Raw genomic sequence first — 19,973 nt, 5'->3', positions numbered from 1 at the left:
ACAGATTGATTCAATAAGTACGAAATCTTCTTGCATAAATGCTTTGTAATAAACCTAGAGAAGCCATAGTAGCTATCACTGAAGACCCTCCGTATGAGACCAAGACCAGAGGGACTCCCGTGATAGGCAAAATGCCACACATCATACTAATGTTAATTAAGATATGCATAGATATGTATACCGTGATACCTGCAGACAAGAGCCTTCCAAAATTATCAGAAGCTACAGCTACCGTCCGACACCCGAAGTAAATTAAGGAGTAGTATAGTCCCAGCAATCCTATTAAACCGACTAAACCAAATTCTTCGCCCAACGCGGGGAAAACGGAATCTGTATAGCCGTAAGGAAGCCAACCTCTACCCGCAAATTCTCCGGATTTCCATCCTCTACCCAAAACCCCTCCCAATCCTATAGAAATTAAAGAGGCCCTTTGATGATGATTAACGGGATTTAATCTCTCATACTGATATTCTTTAAGAACTTTCAGTGCATGGGGTTTCACCTTTTCGTGAGGAATAACCCCAGTAAAAACCAACAAGGTAAACAAAAACAAGACCCCACCAATAAAACCACTGACACGAACCAAAGGAGGGTAGACGTTGGCCAAGTAAAAGATCCCCCACGCTACAGGGCATAACACTAGAGCTGTTCCTAAATCTGGTTCTCTAAGGATCAAAAAGAAAGGAAGAAAAACAATAAGACAAGCCATCAAAGCTGTCCGTTTTGAAGAAATAGCACATTTAGATAATTCCAAGACATATCCCAACATAATAACTACCGCAAGCTTAGCATATTCTGAAGGCTGAAAACTTAGATGAATAAAGGGAATCCGATACCACCTGTGCACATTCTGGACAGCTGGAGCTAGAAACAGTCCAGCAAGACTCAATAATGTAATTAAGTAAACTGGAAGAGCCCATGTCTTAAGCTTTGAATAATCGAAACAAGAGCATCCAAAAAACACTAGCCAGCCAATGGCAAAATGCCGCATTTGAATACATGTCTTAGTAGTAAAGAAGTCATTACTTCCTAAGGAAGCAGGATCCATAGCAGAAACCACGACAAGACTTACTAACATAAGAGAAATTGTTACAAATATGCTCCAGTAATTCAAATGACGCAAATATTTAAGGCTTAACATAAATCACAAAGAAAAAATCACGAAGTAAACTTCATACTATAAATAATGAGAAGCAACATCAATCTCATTATTCCAGGAAAGATGAGATTGACGAAAGATAGAAATAGCTTTTATCCTCGTAGCTATGGAAATTATATTTTACGAAGTTGCAGAAACTACGTCCACTAATGATTTATCAAAACAGCTTCTTTCGCAACTGAACAAGTCTGCTCTTACTGTAGTTTACACCTGGAATCAAACGGGGGGAAGAGGTCAGTTTGGGAAGAGTTGGTCGTCTACAAACAAGGACATCACCGCCTCCTTCTGTTTCTTCGTGTCCTCACAGAATATCGATTCCTCTTACCTTATCCGCCCTGGAGCAGAAGCTATTATTGAACTTACAAAGACCTTTGGCATCAAAGAGTTATGTGTTAAATGGCCTAATGACGTACTTGTCAAGCAGAGAAAGCTGTCAGGAATATTGTGCGAAACAATTCCTGTAGCACCCGAATCTACTGCAATAATTTTGGGTATTGGATTAAACGTAAATTCTTCTCTAGAAAATTTAAAAAATGTGGGTCAACCAGCAACTTCTTTACTCATAGAGACAGGAATTGTCTACAACCTAGACAATGTTCTTTCCAATTTGAGTACGAAAGTCCGTTCCCATGTTCTATCCACCATGAGAAAGATCGTGTAACTATGAAACTAGCGACCGAATCTTACTTCAGGAATTGCTGAAAAACGAAATATCTCTTTAGCCAGTTGGAGAATAGGCTTTGTCCGTAAATCTTCATACTTCTCGACAGCTTGCTCAAAGGCCATCGTTTCGAAAGAAAATAAGTTATCCGCAGCTAAAAAATTTTCCGACAACTCTTTGAACTCTTGCCACGAGGGGAGGTCTTCCGAAAGCTTTTCAAACTGAGAATATAATTTTTGAATTCTGTAAAGAAATTCCATTTCCATTTCATGAAAGGTGAGAACAATTTCTTTGGATTGTTTTAAAAAAACTCTCTTTCCCAAAACAATACATTTCCTCAAAAATTTTTCTTCCTGCAACAGCCTCTCTAAATATGATCGAATTATGGGATCCGCGGACAATCGACACAAAGAAATCAAGGCTTCACGCTTTTTAATGGCATGCCCCACGAGCATAACCCAACTATCTACGACACAGCACAAAGCCAGATACAAACGACAATAAGAACTAATCAATAACCCTATAAAAAAGGAGGCCAAAGTGACAAAAGTTAGCATGAACAGCTACACCGTGAAACTAACAAGGACTCTTGCTGATATAGCAGTTTTTGTGTTTAGAAATAAACAGCAAGCTCAGCATCCGTTAATTCCCTATACTCCCCGTAAGGAAGACCTCCAAGAACCAAGTTGCCTATGCGGATACGAGAAAGCTCAAGCAAATCGAGCCCCGCATTTTCTGCTAAAATACGAACCTCATGCTTCTTGCCTTCGTTAACAACAATTTTAAGAGTCCCCTTTCGTACTTTCTTGACAGAAACAGGTTTTACATGTTTGCCATCCATGATGGCTCCTTCAGATAACAATTGCAACTGTGCATGAGAAACATCTTGGGCAACTTTCAACAGATACTCCTTAGTGACACCAAAAGAAGGATGGATAACTTTGTTGGCAAAATCTCCATCATTAGTAACTAAGATAAGCCCTGTAGTTTCTTTATCTAGCCTACCTACAGTGAATACTCGGTAAGGCAGATGAGCAAACAAGTCAATGACAAGCTTACTCCCAGCAAATTTTCTTTCTGATGAACACAAATACCCCATAGGCTTATGGAGCATGAAATACACCTTCTTGTTTTCAGGAAAAACTCTCTTCCCGCGAAGCTCTACTCGGTCTGCCTCATCGACGACTACAAAAGGTCCCTCCGCAACTTTCCCATTGACCTTCACCTGGCCAGAAAACACCAAATCATCGCACTTCCTTCTAGATCCCACCCCTGCAGAAGCCAAAAACTTGTTCAACCGAAATTTGGTCATGAGATTCCCTATAACAAATACCGATGCATATATTTTGCCTAAGACTGCAAATAGATTGCCATCATATCCTTCTAAAAAAAATTTTTACATGATTTTACATTCTCATAACCCTTGCCCAAAAACTAAATGTTTGTTTTTATGCACCCTAAGTTTCAATAGGAGGTTGTTTATGCCCGCAAAACTAATCCTGCTACGTCATGGGAAATCTGTCTGGAATGAGAGAAATCTGTTTACAGGGTGGGTTGACGTCCCTTTGAGTCCTCTAGGTGTAGAAGAAGCCCTTCAAGCTGGCACTATTATCCAAGGGTTACCCGTAGATTACATTTTCACATCAAAACTGATACGCAGCATTATGACGGCGTTGTTAGCTATGACAAAGCATTCTTCTAAAAAAATTCCTTACATCGTTCACGAAGAAAACGATCTAAAGGAACGAAGTGATTTTAACAATTCTGAAGAAAAATCTTCTATGATTCCCCTCATCACAAATAACGCTCTCAACGAACGTCATTATGGTGATTTACAAGGCAAAAATAAGAAAGAAACGGCCGAGCAGTACGGGGAAGAACAGGTGAAACTGTGGAGGCGTAGCTATGATGTTCCACCTCCTTCGGGCGAAAGTTTGGAAGACACAGCGAAAAGAACTATTCCTTACTTCCTGGAGACAATAGTACCTCTTTTAGATGCTGGAAAAAACATTTTGATATCTGCACATGGTAATTCTTTAAGATCCATAATCATGAATATAGAAAAATTAAGCAAAGAAGGAGTAATCTCTTTGGAAGTCCCGACAGGGAACCCTATCGTGTACACAAGAGAAAACCAATGCTTCACAAAAGCGAATCTTTAGAGCCCGTAATATGGTTAAACAATGAGGTAGCAAAACCTCCTTCGGAGAAGACGAGACAGTTAGCCACTTCCCTGCCGGATGTTTTTTCTTTAGAAGAGGGCTTGTCCGTTCAGGAGTTACTGGAAAAAAGCGAAAAAAGTGTTCGCTCTTTAGTGCCAGCAGCCAAAGAGAGCTTTCATTTTAGTTACATAGTACCGACCTCTCAAGGTCTGACCGGTATTGTTTCATCTTTGCTCTTACACTCACAATTATTTCAGGGACGATCGCATTTTCTTGTCCCTTCACATGATCAACAAACCTTAATCACCTCCATTTGTCGTAGACATATTGAAGGAGCCTCCTATGATTGGATCATCCCCAATAAAATGGGAATTATCACCGAAGAATCTTTCATCGATTCCTTGTCTCCTAAAACATTAATGGTTTCCCTGTCTTTAGCTAACGGTCTAACAGGTGTTATACAACCCTTAAACTTTATTAAAAACATCTGCAAGGAACGCAATATCCTCTTACACCTAGACATTTCTCATGCATTAGGCAAAATCCTGCTAGACAAAGAGGTTTTTGAGGCAGACATCATTACCTTTTCTGGACTACCTTTAGGATCTTCTGGAGCCATCGGGGGCTGTTTCTTCCGACATCATTTAAATAAAATCCTTTCTCCTATATTTCCTGACTCTCAAACACTGCTACAAAATTTCCCTCTAGGCGCTGTAGTATCTCTCGCGAATGCTTGCAAAGAACGATCAGAAACATTGAGTTCTTTTGCACTAAAAACTGGTTCTCTAAATCATCAATTTTGTTCCACTCTATCCAAAGAACTTCCTGAGGTACAGTACCTATTCAAAGATGCTTCCGATCGTCTCCCTAATGTTATTCTTGCAGCCTTCCCTGATACCCCTGCTGAAGCTCTAGCCTTTCTTTTACAAAATTCTCGAATTTGTGTTGCTATAGGCTACGAAAATTTTCAACCTCTTTCTCAGGTATTGCAAAGCTGCGGCGTGCCTCCTTTACTCTGTCATTCTTCGATAGGATTTTCTTTAAACGAGACGCTCTCAGCAGCTGACTTGGTAACTATCATTAAAGAAATCAAAAAAAATATTGCACATTTAAAAACTATCACAAAAGGTGCTCTTTAATGCTTCCCTCCATTCCTTCTTTGTTTCCCGGTTTCTTGCCAAGTATTTTTAGTCGCAAAATATTAAAAAAGATTTGCTCTCCTTTTTGTTCGGGAGTCTTTTCTCCCCAAGATGCAGAAACAAAAAATGCTCGCTTAATTGTTGGCAAGCAAGGACATCGACTCATGGGCAATGTCGTTGTGTTGTACTGGCTTGTGGACAATGAAACGGGAGTAATTTTGGATGCTAAGTTTCAGATCTTTGGCCACGCCTTACTCGTAGCTGTTGCTGAAGCATCCTGCGAACTCGTCACATCTAAACTCTATACAGAATCCTACAAAGTAGGCGTGAATACCATAGAGGAACACCTTAGAGATTCCCCAGACAAAACCTCTATACCCAAAGAATACCAACCTCTCATTCACTTCGTTATAGATGCCATGGATTCTGCTTCAGAACAATGTTCTGACATTGCCGTACCTGGATTTACTTATAGCACCCCAGACTTCCTTGATCAAGAAGATGCTAACCCACTGTCAGATGAGGAATGGGCTACAACATCTAAAGAAAACCGACTTCAAATTCTCAAAGACGTCGTTGAACAACGCATTATGCCTTATCTTGCTATAGACGGGGGCAGTTTATCAGTCGAAGATATTGTGGGAGACGAGGTGCTCGTCGCCTATTCCGGCAATTGCTCTGGATGCTTTTCTGCCGTGGGGACAACCTTGAATTCCATCCTACACCTTCTCCAAGCTCATGTACACCCTTCAATAACGGTGAAAGTTAAAGAAGACTCTTTGTTCTTCTCTCCAAAAGATTCCCAATTACATTAGCAACAAATTCTTATTGTTTACTTTTTCCGAAAAAGATAGCCCAATAAAAGTAATCTTTCTTTTCGATACGTTGTCAATTTATTTAGTTTTTGTTACAGAGAACGAAGACTTATCATCAATAAATCAATTTATATGATCGAGAGACGTTATTCACAGCTCTTTCACAAGATCCGATCATGGCTGTCAACAACCACTGGGATTGTTGTAACAGCTTTTGTGCTATTTTTATGTTTGCGGTTAAATACCAAAACCAGCACCTCTCCAGTATCTTCTGAGGCTCCTCAACCAAAAAAAACTACCTCCACGTGGGAGAAGTTATCCATTTTCACCTCTTTCAAAGACCCTATTACTAGCGAAAAATTAGCTCTAAAGGCCCAACTCGAAAAAGATCTTTCCTCTTTCGATTTTGTCGAATCCGTACACATAGCCTTACCTATTATTGCTGAAGAAGATAAAAATTCCCAAGAAAAACCTTCTCCAACTCAAGTTTCTGTCATCGTACAAACTGTCTCTGATTTTCGGGTGCTTTCCTCATCTTTGGTGGATTCCATAACCCATTACTTATGCAGCGCTATTTCCAATTTGAATCCCGAAGATGTCATAATCTCAGACCAAAATGGGATTGTTTATTCAGGGAAGCCAGGTACTAAACAACACGAAAAAGATCTGACAGAGAAACTAATAACCTCCGGTTTATCCAAGCAATGCGAAAAAATTTTTCCTAAGAATAGTTTTCTACTTTCAGTCTTTCTTCAGCAAAATAACACTCTTTCATCAGAAACTTTGAAACACCCTATTAGCAACGATGGGTTAAAAGGCTTTATTACCCTTACACTAGATCAAAGAACGGCAACCTCCTTACGTCCTGAGGAGTTATCTAAGAAAAAGGAATGGATTCAGTCATATACTGAAGATCTTTGCTTATCAAACGGTGTTCTCCCGCATGTGTTCATCGATACCGCACCCATACTGCCCCTAGAAAAAACTTCCTTTTTTTCCCGTCCCTGGTTGGTAGGTTCTATTTATTTACTTTTGAGCGCATCTATTCTTATTGCTGCTTATTCTTACTTATTTACAAAAATCACGGAAAGATACCTACATAGGAGAGCAAAAATAACAGGGGAAATAAATATGGCTAAATTGGTAGAGGTAATTCATAACGAACATCCGAGGAAAATCTCTCTGCTGCTCTCCTACTTGGATTCAAAAAAAGCTGAAGCTATCCTCACAGCTTTACCCCAGGAGAAACGCGAAGAGATCCTCAGAAGTTCTAATAAAAAACTATAGCTTAAAAGCTTTTAACCTAACTTAAGATTAAGCAATAGCCATTTTCAAGGGGAGGGAAGGGAGTTATGAATGTTTGCCAACAGGAGAACAAATTCTCTTTAATCCCCGAGACTTCACAGAAACTTCTACCATCCGTCCAAACTCCTTCTGAAGAAGATGTTTCTTCCAAAACTAGAGGGCATGCAAAAGCAGACGAGTTACTGGCTTTAACGAAATTGTTAGGGAAACTAACGACTCATATGATTGATTCCACAAATTCGTTGGTGGAAAAACTAAAACCTGAATTAATCAAACTATCTATCCTAGTTTGCGAAAAATTTTTGAGACGAAAATTAGAAAAACCCGAAGAATTACAACTCTTACTAACATCTATTCTGAACAATTTCTCTTCGAAAAGCAAAAACTCCCCAGTTATTATTTCATTGTCCCCTAAAGATTATTCTTTGATTTCTAAGTGGATAGAAACTCGAGGCCACCTAAAAGAGCTACAAGGCATTACTTTTTCTTCAGACCCTAGCATTCCCGAACAAGCATGCAAGATTAGTATGGGTTCCCTTTTGTTGTATCAAAATCTCTCCGAAGAACTAGATAATTTGTTAACTCTATTAAATTCATGAACCATTCTCTTTTGTACAAAGAATTTACGTTCCTTAAATCTTGGACAGCTATTAGAAAATGTGGGAAAGTATCTTGTGTTAAGGGGCCCATCGTACAAGCGTCAGGTCTTGAAGGGTTTATTGGCGAGCATTGCAAAATTATTAATAAATTTTCTCAGGAGATTCATGCTCAAATTATTGGATTTGAAAACAATAAAGCACTGTTAATACCTTTCTGTGAAACTTATTATATACACCCTGAAGCAGAAGTTATTCCTTCTCAATCACCTATTCCAAAACCTGACATTAACTTTCTTCTAGGACGAGTGATAGATGCTTTTGGAAATCCCCTGGATAAGGGCCCCCCTATTCCCAAACAAACTTCGTACTATTTCAAGAGCAAGTCTCGAAATTGCGAAAAGACCCCTGTTAAAGAAATTTTTCCCACAGGTATTAAGCTGATAGATTCTTTCCTCACCTTGGGAAAAGGCCAACGCATAGCTATTTTTTCTGAGCCAGGCCAAGGAAAAACCTCTCTCCTCTCTTCCATCGCAAATAATTCAGAAGCTGATATCTATGTGACTGCTCTAGTAGGAGAACGAAGTAGAGAGATTAGTGAATTTCTAAATGATTTGACGATTTCATCCAAAAGGTTACGAACCGTAGCTGTCGTCGCTTCATCATCAGAACCTGCAGCAACGAAAATACTGGCAGCCAACACTGCCATGGAAATAGCTGAACATTTCTGTCAGCAAGGTCTAAACGTATTATTCACTATGGATTCTTTGTCTCGGTACGGCGCGGCCCTACAAGAAGTAGGCCTAGCTTTAGGAGAAGCCCCCTCCCAACATCACTATCCCGCATCTGTCTTCTACCAAACGGCAAAATTTATTGAAAGATCTGGCAATAGCAACAAAGGATCTATAACTGCTCTATACTCCGTATTATGTTACCAAAATATTCCCGATGTCTTTGTGGATTACGCAAAATCTCTCCTCGATGGCCATATCGTACTTTCTTCATACGAAACAAGTCTGGCCTCTTTCCCACGGATAAACTTGCTAGAAAGCCTATCTAGATCCTTTCCCCTGCTGGCGACTAAAAACCAACAAGCGAAAACACAAACCATCTTAACTCTGCTTAAAGTGTATAAAGAAAACCTCGACATCATCCAGTTAGGAGCTTACACGCCAGGGACAAACCAAGACCTCGATCAAGCCTTGAAATTGGTGCCCGCACTCAAACAATTTATTACACAAAACAAATCCCAACCCATCCCTTATGAAGTTGTTATTCAAAACCTGATGGATCTCCACTGGTGACAGATGAAAAAAAAGTTACAAATTCTCATTACTTTGTCTAGAATAAAAATATTCGATAGCCTGTATAATTCCAGAGAAGTTCTAGATAGAAAAGATGCTTTGGAGAGCCAGTTGTGGACTGTTTGTGCAACGATACACGAAACTTTAAAAGCCAGAGAGCAAAGCTTTCTTTCTGGGAAGAAGACTCTCCAGTACGATGGGTTCTTAAGAAATCTGCGAGTTTTTGAAAAGACTATTCGTCAAGAAATCAAAATACTGGAACAAAAATTTTCTGAGCACCAGACCCTTCTAGAGGAACGATTGAAACGAAAAAGAACCCTCGAGAATTTTTCTCAGAGGAAACATGACGGCAAGAAAATCTGCCTCTAAGCATAAGGGACTGAATATAACATTCTTGCTAAACAGTACATTACAATGACCCATTTGTATAGAAAGCTAGAAAATATTTCACAGAACCATCTTTTGGAGCAGATCAATAAATCAGAGGATTTAACTCTTTTTCATCACCAACTCGAGTCTTTAGATATAGCTTTTTTTCGACAGCAACGAGAGTTACTTTCTCAAACTCCTTCGTTAACAAAGTTCTCCCCTTTAGAAACTTTTTCTTTTTCAGGAAAAAATCCCAATCTTCAAAAGATTGGCAACGATTTGCTTAGGAAAAAACGAGTAGGTTGTGTTGTGCTAGCCGGTGGACAAGGGTCTAGACTGAAATGTAATGGGCCCAAGGGACTTTTCCCTATCTCCGCGGTAAAAAACAAAACCTTATTCCAAATGATAGCAGAAAAAGTCTTGGCAGCAAGTCACCTTTCCCAACAAAGGCTGCCCTTAGCCTTCATGACCTCTCCTCTCAATAATGCACAGACACTCTCTTACTTTGATTCTCATGAATACTTTGGCTTATCTCCTCACCAAGTGTCTTTTTTCCAACAAAAACTGTGGCCTTTACTAGATCTAGAAGGTAATTTATTCTTGGAGACAAGCAACAGTATGGCTTTTGGCCCCAATGGGAACGGTTGTTTTGCCCGAATGATGCTTGAGTCTGGTCTCTGGGATCAGTGGAAAAATGAAGGCATCGAAATGGTTAGTGTCATTCCCATTGACAATCCACTGGCACTTCCCTTTGACCCTGAGCTATTTGGGTATCATTTTTCGGAAAAAAACGACGTCACTATAAAAACTGTACTAAGAAACCATCCTACAGAGGATATAGGTGTGCTAGCAACGGATATTGCCACCAATAGAACCACAGTTATCGAATACTCCGAAATTCCTAATCAAGAACGCTTTGCTAAAGATCGTGAAGGCCGATTAAAATACCCCTTAGGTAATATCGGCTTATACTGTTTGTCTATGGATTTCATTAAAACAGTGTCATCCTTGCCTTTGCCTATCCATAGAGCCTGTAAGCATACAAAAAAATTTTCCCAGGGGCGTACCATTGATGGGCAAGCATGGAAGTTCGAAGAATTCATCTTTGACCTCTTCCACTACGGAAACCGTTGTTCAACCTTAGTGTATCCAAGAGATGTATGTTTCGCTCCCTTGAAAAATTTGGAGGGAAATCATAGTCCAGAAACTGTACGCCAGGCTTTGAATACTAGAGAGCGCCAACTATATCGCGATGCTACAGGTAAAGAGGTGACACCAAATACAACATTTGAATTGGAAGCCAGTTTTTATTATGCTTCTCAGTCTGGTTTTACGCAGTGGCAAAGTAAAGCTTTTTTCAAAGAATCTTTTATTGAGGCTACATGACACAAAGAATAGCTTATCTCGGAATGGGCATCTGGGGATACTGCCTCACCGTACTGCTTTCTAAGAAAGGGTTTCAAGTAACAGGATGGTCTCGGAATCCTAGCCTTGTTGAGCATTTGAATACTCAGCGCTCGCATCCTAAAGCCCCCAACGTTCTAGTCCCTGATTCTGTCAAGTTCACCACGAATCTCGAAGAAGCTCTCCACGAAGCAGATATGATCATTGAGGGAGTGACTTCTGCTGGTATTCGCTCTCTGGCAAAAAAGATTCAAGCCATTAAGCAACTAGATGTCCCTTTTGTGATCACTTCCAAAGGAATAGAACAAAATACGGGATTATTCTTAAGTGAAATCCTGCTCGAAGAATTTGGAGAAAAAGCTCGTCCCTACATAGGGTATTTGAGCGGACCATCTATAGCCTCTGAAGTACTACAAGGGTGTCCGTGTTCCGTCGTTGTGAGCGCCTACTCCACGGACACGTTGACTAAAATACACTCTGCTTTTTCTACACCAAAATTCCGCGTCTACCCCAATTCCGACATTAAAGGTGTCGCTCTCGGAGGCGCTCTGAAAAATGTAATTGCTATCGCTTGTGGCATTTCTGATGGTTTTCGTTTCGGAGATAATGCCAAATCAGGTCTAATTACCAGAGGCCTCCATGAAATTCGTAAGTGTGCAGCTCTTCTCGGCTGTCGATCAGACACCATTAATGGATTGGCTGGGCTAGGAGATTTATGTGTTACCTGCTTTTCCAGTTTCAGTAGAAACTATCAATTCGGAAAATTAATCGCTGAAGGTATTCCTATAGAAAAGGCCAAACAACAAATTGGTATGGTCGTGGAGGGTTCTTACACTGCAGTGTCCGCTCACCAAATTGCTGAGCATCACCGCATTTCCATGCCTATCACGTCCGGTATTTATCATGTCCTATACGAAGGACTCGATCCTGCCGAGGGTGTAGCCCTGTTAATGCAGAGAGATACCAAAGAAGAATATTTATAAAATTTAATTTATAGTTTTCGTTGTACTATTTCGCTGTATCTGGTAAAGATAGCATCACGGACACTGAAAAGAGAAAGTTCATTAAGATGCTGTATAGACCGTTGAGACCCTGGATTTTACGAAAAGTTAGCCCTGTTTTAGGCCTCTTCGGGATCTTTGCTAGTGGCTCTCTGCAGGCAATGTCTGCAGGCAATCCAGCTGATCCTATCCTCCCCTATACCGCAAATCCACCTTCCTGCCAACAAATCAGACTTTGCCCAGATATCAATCCTTTCGCACTTATCGGAGGTAATTTCCGATTTGGGTTCGCCGGAGATTACATCTTCTCTGAAAGCGCCGCAGTCAAAAACGTTCCTGTAGTCACCTCTGTATCAACGGCCTCGCCAACAGCCGGCGGCCCCTCTACAAGTACAAAAATTACATCTACGACGAAAAATGTTACTTACGATGCGGTAAATTGTTCAGTGTCCTCCAGCTCCTTGTTCGCCACAGTCGCTTTCCAGGACTACTCCCCAGCACAGTTTCCCCTTCTAGATGTATCTTTTACAGCAAAATTAGGCGGCCTTGCCACCTACTATAGATTACCCCTCAATGCCTACAGAGATTTCACTAAAACACCTCTGGCTTCTGAATCACAAGTTACGAACGGGCTTGTTGAAGTCAAAAGCAATTACGGTATAGCTTGGGATTTCGGAATAAAAAAGGTGATATGGAAAGATGGGGTCTCCCTTATCAGTGTCGGTGCTGATTACCGTCGTTGCTCCTGCCCTGTAGATTACGTTATCGTCCACGATCAAGCTAACCCGGAGATTTATTTTGATAATTCTGCTGGAGGTGACGTTCGATACTCTGAGTGGGCCTTTAATATAGGGCTCACAACTTACTTCAATGATTGTCTAATTCCTTACATCGCTGTAAGCACAGGCAACACTATCTGGGAAGCTCCGGAAATTAGTTTCACTAGCCTAGAAAGACAGTTTACTAATCTGTTCTTTAAAACAAGAAACCTTAAAAACTACCACAGAATCAACATCTGTGGAGGGATTACATACCTGATAGCAGATAAAACTTACTGCAACGTAGAAGCTCGGTGGGGATACCAAAGAGCGTGTAACCTCTCCGGCGGTATATTCTTTTAAACAAAAACGGCGGCAAAAAAGCGCCGCCTCAACAAAAAATTAATCGCTACCCCTTGATGGAAGCTGTTAATCCTTTGTACATTCCATTCAATAATTTCAGAGAAGCTGCAACTAAGGTCCACTCTTGCTGCATAGCAGTTAGCTCCAATTGCAACATTAGTTGTTGAGTTTGAGCTAGGTCTCCGTAACTTTGGACATCTGATACAATTTTGTTAAATACTGTTAGTAGTCCACCTTTGATTTCCCCGGTACCAATATTGACATCTCCATCAACAACAGCGTTTTCTAAATCTTGTATTTGTACAGCAGAAAATTCTTGTCCAATCACAACATAGGAAGGCTCATACTCACTGGCCCCACGAACGAATCCTAGACCATTAAGGTAAACCAAAAGCGACTTCAATTGATTGGAGCAAATCTCTAGAGAGCTTAGATATCCATCACAAATATTATTAATGTCAGTTTTTTGACCTGCAGTCAAATTTGTGTCTGCAATTACTTTTCTCTTCACTGCGGATAAATACTCCCTGGCGTTTTCAATGGAATTTAAATCCGTCGCAACACAATTCTTTTCCTGCTGATATTTTTCTAATACATTGTCATACCCGTCCTTAAAGTTAGCCATATTCATGGTTTGGGCCAGATATGATCCAAAATTATAAAAAATTGGAGCTGAGTTAAAACTTTTAATGGTTTCTACTACAGGATTAAACAGGGCTTGAGCATAGCCCGCTAAATTTAGCTCCAAACTTAAAGCATATAAAGCTTCTTCCTGCGCTGGAAGATATTTATCTAACACAATATATGCAAAAGCAGATTGAAAAGGCATCTGCGTGATAACTGAATTTTCTGGAATCGTAACTATTGGAGATGCTGTCGTAAGGGATTGGGGAGATGTTATCGATCTAATATCTTCTAAACGCTGTTGATGCTTCTCAAAAGCTTTCTGTATCTCCTTACGCTGCTTCTTCTTGGAATTCTCTTCCGAAATCACTGCTACAGAAGATAATTTTGCAGAATTATTAATAAACTCTCTTTTAGCTTCTTGTTTACCATCCATTTCCACACTAAGCTGAATACCATCCAAAGCTTCTACTAATTCATTAAGATTCTTAACATAATGCTGGAGCCTGCTGTAGTCGACTACCATTCCAATAACTTCAGAATGAAGACCATGCTCAATATTGTTAACCATCGTTTCCATATTTGGAAAACGTGAAATAGCGGATGTACCCCTGATAAAATCGTTACTCATAATTCTTCCCTGCATTATGATTTAATTCGTCGGATGATTTTGGAAAATATTTGATTCAATAATCCCAGACCAGTTGTCACAATAGTCCATTCCTGCTGAATAGCAGATGTTTCCATCTGTAGAGCCAGCTGTTGGTTCTGGTTAAAGGTTGTGTAGTTTTGTTCTTCAGCCTCGACACTTTTCAGAAACTGTTGTTCTCCTCCAGGAACTTCTCCTTTGTTTCCTCCCTCAACAACAAAGCTCTCTAAGATAGCTAGTTGCCTTAGCCACGTCTCTGAGGGTTCTCCATATATAGAAACCTGAAAAGCCTTATCCGTGGAATCTGGTGCCGAAGGATTTTCAAAAGTCATTCCTTGCAAAAACACCTTCAAGTTACAAAGATTTTGACGCAACGATGCTACTTGATTCTTGTATTGATACAACTTATAAAGAAATTCCTTTCTCTTAACTGGGTCAGGATCTTCTTCCTTCTTTATCTGTTTTACTTCCTCTATTATTTTATCTATCTTCTGGTCGAGATACATGCACCTTGTTAGGTCTGCCTGTGTGCGCTCTAGCTCTTTGTTTTTCACAGCTTCAGCTTTTCCTTTAGCGTTGTCTATTGCTCGCAGGTTCATTTGACGCAGATATAAAGATAGGGAATAGTAAACATCTGATGCTTGAAACATCGTAATATCTTGCACTATTTTATTCAGTTCCCTAGCAGCTCTATTAGAAAAGACCATCTGTCCGCCAATTAATTTCAAAATATGGTTCTGCTCAGGGAAATACTTGTCTAACAAGAGACTGACATAAGAGGTCTGCAATGGAGAAGTGTCGATGAATGCCTTTTGGTACTTCGACATGGATAAAGCATAATTCATTTGCGAAGGGTCTAGTTTGTTTTTCTTTTCCAAAAGAGTTTTGTTTTCTTCTTCTTTTTTCTTGATGGCCTCATTTATTTTTTGAATAGCTTGGTCCCCTGCATCCTTGACATCCTGGAACCCTCCCCAATTAATGGTTGTATCATTCTTGACTAAGTCCATTAATTGCTGGAGGAACCGAGGGTTTACTCGATCTATCCGAGAAGAATTGGAAGAAGTAAAAATTCTCACTCCGAAACAAGCATAAGAAACGAAAGCATTACTATTGGCATTATTTCCTATAGTAGAATCATAAGCCTGTTTTAGTCTTTTTAGTTCCTCACTAATAACCTCAGCGAACTTATTATCATCGTGGTTTTGCCAATACGTTGATTCGTTCTTAATTTCTTCTGAATGATAGGAGTTAGGTAAACTAGCGCCACGTACGCACGCTTGGTAAGCGAACAAGGCCCCCATAAATTTAGACCAGGCTATTTTGGTATTGTTTTGCCTAGCTATGAAAAATTTACTTTCAGTTCCCACAGAATTGAAAAATTCTTTTAAAGCCGTTTGTATTTCTTTTGGCCAATTCGAATTTTTATCATCTGTTAAACCATCAGAAAGCAGTCTTAATAATCCCCCCATTAACATATAATTATCGACAAGACTTCCATATCTAGCATTTCCATAAAAACTATCTTCACTGCCAGGCTGGGTCCACGCTACTGTTAAAAAATCTTTTAAGGAAGTCACAAAATTAGTAATTTTTTCAATGCACTCTCTAGATTTATCAATATATTCTACGTTCTCAGAAATCTGCTCTGAAATTTTCTCCACCCCAGGATAGGTGGCTGCCAACATATCTTGGTAAACACCCATAAGATCTTGCCAAAAAACACTAATTTTGTTGACGTTGGGGTATTCCTGTTTCCCAAAATCAATCATTTGCTCTTTGATAGGTTTTAAAAGTTCTACGGTAACCTTCCTTCCTATAAGCGCTACCAACTCTTCGTTTATCTCCCCTGGAGCTCCTAACGTTGTTAATCTAGTTTGCAAAGATTCTATTTCCTCAGCCGTGGGCTTTTTGTCTTCGAGATTTATGATTTCAGTAATCGCTTCATGAATTCCTTTCTGTAAAGATTCTACAGAAGCGACGAAATCTCCAGGAATTTTGTATAAACTTTCGTACCATCTCGAATCAGCCTCCGACGTCCCTGTTGTATTATTCCCAATAGAAGTCCACCCAAGTTCAAGCGTTTTTAAATCATGTTGATATTTTTCTACTATTAGCCTTTCTTTAGATCCGGTAGGTGCTACCCCTCCTTTATTTGGATCCAGTGTCCAAAACTGAAAAGCCTTCTCTAAGCCTTTAATAAAAACTGCTGCAGAAATTTTATTCGGTTTGTCAATAATATCGGTGTCGACATAAGCAAGATCTTTTCCAGTACCCTGAGAGAAAATTACAGTACTAACATCCTTCATCCCCAGAGAATTATCGGTATGCTGACCATACTTACTAGCTTGTGATAAAGATTCCCTGAGATCGTTTGCTAAGGAGAAAGTTTCTGAATTTTTGTATATTGGCTCAGGTTGTTTTTGAAAATTTACAGTATTCTCCAACAATCCTAAAGCACTTTTGAGATTAACAGCTTTTTCATTAAGCTGATGAAAAAGAATAGCTTCTCTGGATAAATTAGCACTTAAGTTAACAGGATTCCCTAATAGAGATTCTGTGATTCTTTTATTATAATAAATATAACTAGGCTCAATAGCCATAACAACAAACTAATTTATCTACTTTTATTTATTTTAAAAAATAAAAGTAATAGAAAAAAGATGTTTGTTTAAATAAAAACGCAAAACGCAAAGATCTAATAATTTTAAAACAAAAAAAAAGCGAAGAACTTTTTCTTCGCTTCCAAAAAGAGTCCTGCCTAGCCAAACTTTATAAGCTTGAACTAATTCTATCGAGTTCCCCCAAAATTTCTTTAGGACAATGATCCTCAAACATTTTCAAATATTCTCGAATATTTTCAACTTCCTGTTTCCAACCAACGGTATCAACTGTCAACAACCTTTGTAAGGAAGTTTCTTCTAACTGCAACCCATCTAAATTTAAAGCATTTGGCGCAGGCAAATACCCTATTGGAGTCTGTTGTGCTACAGAATCGTCGCCGTCTGTTCGCTTGAACATCCATTCTAATACACGAAGATTCTCACCGAATCCCGGCCAAAGAAACTTTCCATTCTTGTCTTTTAAGAACCAGTTAACCCCGAAAATCTTAGGTAACTTTAAGTTAGGGTCTTTAGCAAAAGATAGCCAATGGGCAAAGTAATCCCCCATGTTATATCCACAAAAAGGCAGCATGGCAAACGGATCGTGTCTTAGCTTCCCTTGCTCACCGATAATTGCTGCCGTCGTAGTCGATGACATTCCAGCTCCTATGGTTACGCCATGCTGCCATGAAAGAGCTTCATACACCAGAGGTACAGTATCTGAGCGTCTTCCTCCAAAAACAATTGCCGACAATGGCACCCCTTCCGGACTGTTCCAAGCAGAATCCAAAGAAGGACACTGCTGCAACGGTGCCGTAAATCTCGAATTAGGGTGAGCCGCTGGAGCCCCTCCTGGAGCCCAAGCCTTACCCAGCCAATCAGTTAAACCTTCTGGAGGAGTATCTGTAAGCCCTTCCCACCAAACATCTCCGTCCTTAGTTAACGCTACGTTTGTAAATAAAGTATTCTTGGAACAAGTTGCCAAAGCATTAGGGTTTGTCTTCTCTGATGTCCCCGGAGCAACACCAAAGAACCCGAACTCTGGATTTACTGCATACAACATGCCACCTTTGCCTGGACGAATCCATGCTATATCATCACCTATACACTCTACTTTCCATCCAGGAATTTTTGGCTGTAACATAGCTAAATTAGTTTTCCCACACGCACTAGGAAAGGAAGCTGCAAAATATTTTTTCTTACCCTCAGGATTTGTCACACCAATAATCAACATGTGCTCTGCCAGCCAACCACTAGTCTTAGCCATATAAGAGGCAATTCTTAGAGCAACGCACTTTTTGCCTAACAGAGCATTACCTCCGTATCCGCTTCCAAAAGACATGACACTCGCATCATCCTGAAAATGCACTATATACATATTCTCTGGGTTGCAAGGCCAAGGGGCATCTTTCTCCCCTGAAGACAATGGCCTTCCAACACTATGCCAGCAACGGAGAAATTTGCCAGAAGTTCCTAAAGCTTCTAAAACAGCACTACCCATGCGAGTCATAATTCGCATAGAACAAACAACATAGGGAGAGTCTGTAATCTCTACTCCAATAATAGAAAACTCTGAATTCAACGGCCCCATACAGAACGGCACCACATACATTTTCCTGCCTTTCATGCTGCCCTTAAAAAGCTTCATAAGCTTTTCTCTCATAGCCGCAGGATCTTCCCAATTGTTAGTTGGCCCAGCCTCTTCCCTTTTAGGGGTACATATAAAAGTTCGTTTTTCTACCCTAGCAACATCTTCTTGAGCTGATCGAGCTAGGAAACATCCCGGCTTTTTGCTAGCGTCTAAGGGGATCATCATTCCACTCTTAACCATTTCAGCGGTCAAAGCATCAAACTCTTCTTGGGAACCAGAACAGATATGCACGGAATCTGGCTGAGTATGAGCCGCCACCTCAGTAATCCAAGCTTTCAAACCCTCATGACGAATGAGCTCTTCCATACTCATACCATACTTCCTTTTCGCTTTTTGAATTTATCTAAATGCTCTAATGCTTTTCCTGTACCCAAACACACAGCAAGCAAAGGATGCGGAGCAGTGATGACCGAAAGGCCAGTGTTTTTTGTCAAAGCTTTATCTAGACCTTTGATTAAAGCTCCACCACCAGCAAGAACCATTCCCCTCTCTACAAGATCAGCAGATAGCTCTGGAGGGCACTTTTCTAAAGTCAAACGAACACACTCTATAATCTGCTGAATGGGTTCCGCCAAACACTCTCTAATCTCCACAGAGTTAATCCGCTTGGTTATAGGCAACCCTGCAACCTGATCCCGACCACGAACTTCCATCTCCAATTCCTGATCTCCCAGGGGATACGCGGAACCTATGGTAATTTTAATCTCTTCTGCAGTACGAGGCCCTATCATCAAGTTATAAGTACGACGCATATAATTGATGATACATTCATCAAATTCGTCCCCAGCTATACGAAGTGATCGAGACTCTACAATTCCTCCCAAAGAAATGATAGCTATCTCCGTTGTTCCACCGCCAATGTCAATAATCATGCTTGCAGCAGGTTCATGAACAGGAAGATCCACTCCAATGGCAGCAGCCATGGGCTCTTCAATAAGAATAACTTCTTGAGCTCCAGCATGAATGGCAGAATCTTCTACAGCACGCTTCTCCACCCCAGTAATTCCCGATGGCACCGCTATAAGAATCTTCGGACGAAACATGCTTCTAGCCGGAGTGACTCTTTTAATGAGAGCCTTTAACATTCCTTCTGCTATTTCAAAATCTGCAATAACTCCATCTTTCATAGGCCGAACAGCCATAATTTTCCTAGGAGTTTTCCCCAACATAGCTTTAGCCTTATGACCTACAGCTAAAACTTCGTTAGTGTTAGCATCAACAGCAACCACGGAAGGCTCACTGAGAACTATCCCTCGCCCTCTCACATAGACCAAGGTGTTCGCCGTGCCTAAATCAATACCTATATTACCAGAAAAAAAATTGAAGACTTTATCAAACCGACACAACGCTTTGTTGTACAAACGGTTAGAAATATTCCGAATCTTGGAAAGATTTCTATGGGAGATCATAACA

At 40.2% G+C, this 19,973-nt stretch carries 18 protein-coding genes; 11 read left to right on the top strand and 7 right to left on the bottom strand.

Going from position 1 to position 19,973, the window contains the following annotated elements; translation table 11 throughout:
- Window positions 1-10 precede the first annotated feature (10 nt).
- Complete coding sequence (locus KJA62_RS00170) at window positions 11-1,141, bottom strand: FtsW/RodA/SpoVE family cell cycle protein (protein WP_213318041.1); 1,131 nt, start codon at window positions 1,139-1,141, stop codon at window positions 11-13.
- 124 nt (window positions 1,142-1,265) lie between these two features.
- Between KJA62_RS00170 and KJA62_RS00165 the strand changes: the two genes are divergently transcribed.
- On the top strand, window positions 1,266-1,820 hold the full coding sequence (locus tag KJA62_RS00165) for a biotin--[acetyl-CoA-carboxylase] ligase (protein ID WP_213318040.1): 555 nt from the start codon (window positions 1,266-1,268) through the stop codon (window positions 1,818-1,820).
- 8 nt (window positions 1,821-1,828) lie between these two features.
- Here the strand turns inward: KJA62_RS00165 and KJA62_RS00160 are convergent, their stop codons facing one another.
- Window positions 1,829-2,377 carry a hypothetical protein gene (locus KJA62_RS00160; protein ID WP_213318039.1) on the bottom strand — a complete coding sequence of 183 codons (549 nt, stop codon included), beginning with the start codon at window positions 2,375-2,377 and terminating at the stop codon, window positions 1,829-1,831.
- A gap of 56 nt (window positions 2,378-2,433) precedes the next feature.
- On the bottom strand, window positions 2,434-3,132 hold the full coding sequence (locus KJA62_RS00155; RefSeq protein WP_213318038.1) for a pseudouridine synthase: 699 nt from the start codon (window positions 3,130-3,132) through the stop codon (window positions 2,434-2,436).
- Between the two features lie 169 nt (window positions 3,133-3,301).
- On the opposite strand from KJA62_RS00155, the gene KJA62_RS00150 reads away from it, so the two are divergent.
- The 10 genes from KJA62_RS00150 (at window position 3,302) to KJA62_RS00105 (ending at window position 13,036) form a co-directional block, all read left to right on the top strand.
- Window positions 3,302-3,982, top strand: a complete 681-nt coding sequence (locus tag KJA62_RS00150; protein WP_246481867.1) for a 2,3-bisphosphoglycerate-dependent phosphoglycerate mutase — start codon at window positions 3,302-3,304, stop codon at window positions 3,980-3,982.
- On the top strand, window positions 3,958-5,121 hold the full coding sequence (locus KJA62_RS00145; RefSeq protein WP_213318036.1) for an aminotransferase class V-fold PLP-dependent enzyme: 1,164 nt from the start codon (window positions 3,958-3,960) through the stop codon (window positions 5,119-5,121). The genes KJA62_RS00150 and KJA62_RS00145 overlap by 25 nt, the downstream gene beginning before the upstream one ends.
- Window positions 5,121-5,936 carry a NifU family protein gene (locus KJA62_RS00140; RefSeq protein WP_213318035.1) on the top strand — a complete coding sequence of 272 codons (816 nt, stop codon included), beginning with the start codon at window positions 5,121-5,123 and terminating at the stop codon, window positions 5,934-5,936. The genes KJA62_RS00145 and KJA62_RS00140 overlap by 1 nt, the downstream gene beginning before the upstream one ends.
- 132 nt (window positions 5,937-6,068) lie before the next feature.
- Window positions 6,069-7,223, top strand: coding sequence for a hypothetical protein (locus tag KJA62_RS00135; RefSeq protein WP_213318033.1), 1,155 nt, complete (start codon window positions 6,069-6,071; stop codon window positions 7,221-7,223).
- A 65-nt stretch (window positions 7,224-7,288) separates the two neighbouring features.
- Window positions 7,289-7,840, top strand: a complete 552-nt coding sequence (locus KJA62_RS00130) for a FliH/SctL family protein (RefSeq protein WP_213318031.1) — start codon at window positions 7,289-7,291, stop codon at window positions 7,838-7,840.
- Window positions 7,837-9,141 (top strand): type III secretion protein ATPase, encoded by a 1,305-nt coding sequence (locus tag KJA62_RS00125; RefSeq protein WP_213318029.1) that lies wholly within the window; start codon window positions 7,837-7,839, stop codon window positions 9,139-9,141. The genes KJA62_RS00130 and KJA62_RS00125 overlap by 4 nt, the downstream gene beginning before the upstream one ends.
- A 3-nt stretch (window positions 9,142-9,144) precedes the next feature.
- Window positions 9,145-9,510, top strand: a complete 366-nt coding sequence (locus tag KJA62_RS00120) for a hypothetical protein (protein WP_213318027.1) — start codon at window positions 9,145-9,147, stop codon at window positions 9,508-9,510.
- A 21-nt stretch (window positions 9,511-9,531) separates the two neighbouring features.
- On the top strand, window positions 9,532-10,896 hold the full coding sequence (locus KJA62_RS00115; RefSeq protein ID WP_425513833.1) for a UTP--glucose-1-phosphate uridylyltransferase: 1,365 nt from the start codon (window positions 9,532-9,534) through the stop codon (window positions 10,894-10,896).
- The gene (locus KJA62_RS00110; protein WP_213318023.1) at window positions 10,893-11,897 is read left to right on the top strand and encodes an NAD(P)H-dependent glycerol-3-phosphate dehydrogenase; all 1,005 of its coding nucleotides are present in this window, start codon (window positions 10,893-10,895) and stop codon (window positions 11,895-11,897) included. Before KJA62_RS00115 ends, KJA62_RS00110 begins: the two co-directional genes overlap by 4 nt.
- A gap of 86 nt (window positions 11,898-11,983) precedes the next feature.
- Window positions 11,984-13,036: a hypothetical protein gene (locus KJA62_RS00105; RefSeq protein ID WP_213318922.1), complete on the top strand. Its 1,053-nt coding sequence runs from the start codon at window positions 11,984-11,986 to the stop codon at window positions 13,034-13,036.
- Between the two features lie 46 nt (window positions 13,037-13,082).
- Here KJA62_RS00105 and KJA62_RS00100 read toward each other — a convergent pair whose 3' ends face one another.
- The 4 genes from KJA62_RS00100 to KJA62_RS00085 form a co-directional block, all read right to left on the bottom strand.
- Window positions 13,083-14,291, bottom strand: coding sequence for a CT620/CT621 family type III secretion system effector (locus tag KJA62_RS00100; protein WP_213318022.1), 1,209 nt, complete (start codon window positions 14,289-14,291; stop codon window positions 13,083-13,085).
- A gap of 14 nt (window positions 14,292-14,305) precedes the next feature.
- Window positions 14,306-16,909 carry a CT620/CT621 family type III secretion system effector gene (locus KJA62_RS00095; protein ID WP_213318020.1) on the bottom strand — a complete coding sequence of 868 codons (2,604 nt, stop codon included), beginning with the start codon at window positions 16,907-16,909 and terminating at the stop codon, window positions 14,306-14,308.
- Between the two features lie 169 nt (window positions 16,910-17,078).
- Window positions 17,079-18,872 (bottom strand): phosphoenolpyruvate carboxykinase (GTP), encoded by a 1,794-nt coding sequence (locus KJA62_RS00090; protein ID WP_213318018.1) that lies wholly within the window; start codon window positions 18,870-18,872, stop codon window positions 17,079-17,081.
- Window positions 18,869-19,969: a rod shape-determining protein gene (locus KJA62_RS00085; protein WP_213318016.1), complete on the bottom strand. Its 1,101-nt coding sequence runs from the start codon at window positions 19,967-19,969 to the stop codon at window positions 18,869-18,871. The genes KJA62_RS00090 and KJA62_RS00085 overlap by 4 nt, the downstream gene beginning before the upstream one ends.
- Window positions 19,970-19,973 lie beyond the last annotated feature (4 nt).

Source organism: Chlamydiifrater volucris (genome assembly GCF_902806995.1).
Taxonomy (GTDB): Bacteria; Chlamydiota; Chlamydiia; order Chlamydiales; family Chlamydiaceae; genus Chlamydiifrater; species Chlamydiifrater volucris.
This window is presented reverse-complemented; position numbering and strand designations above follow the sequence as displayed.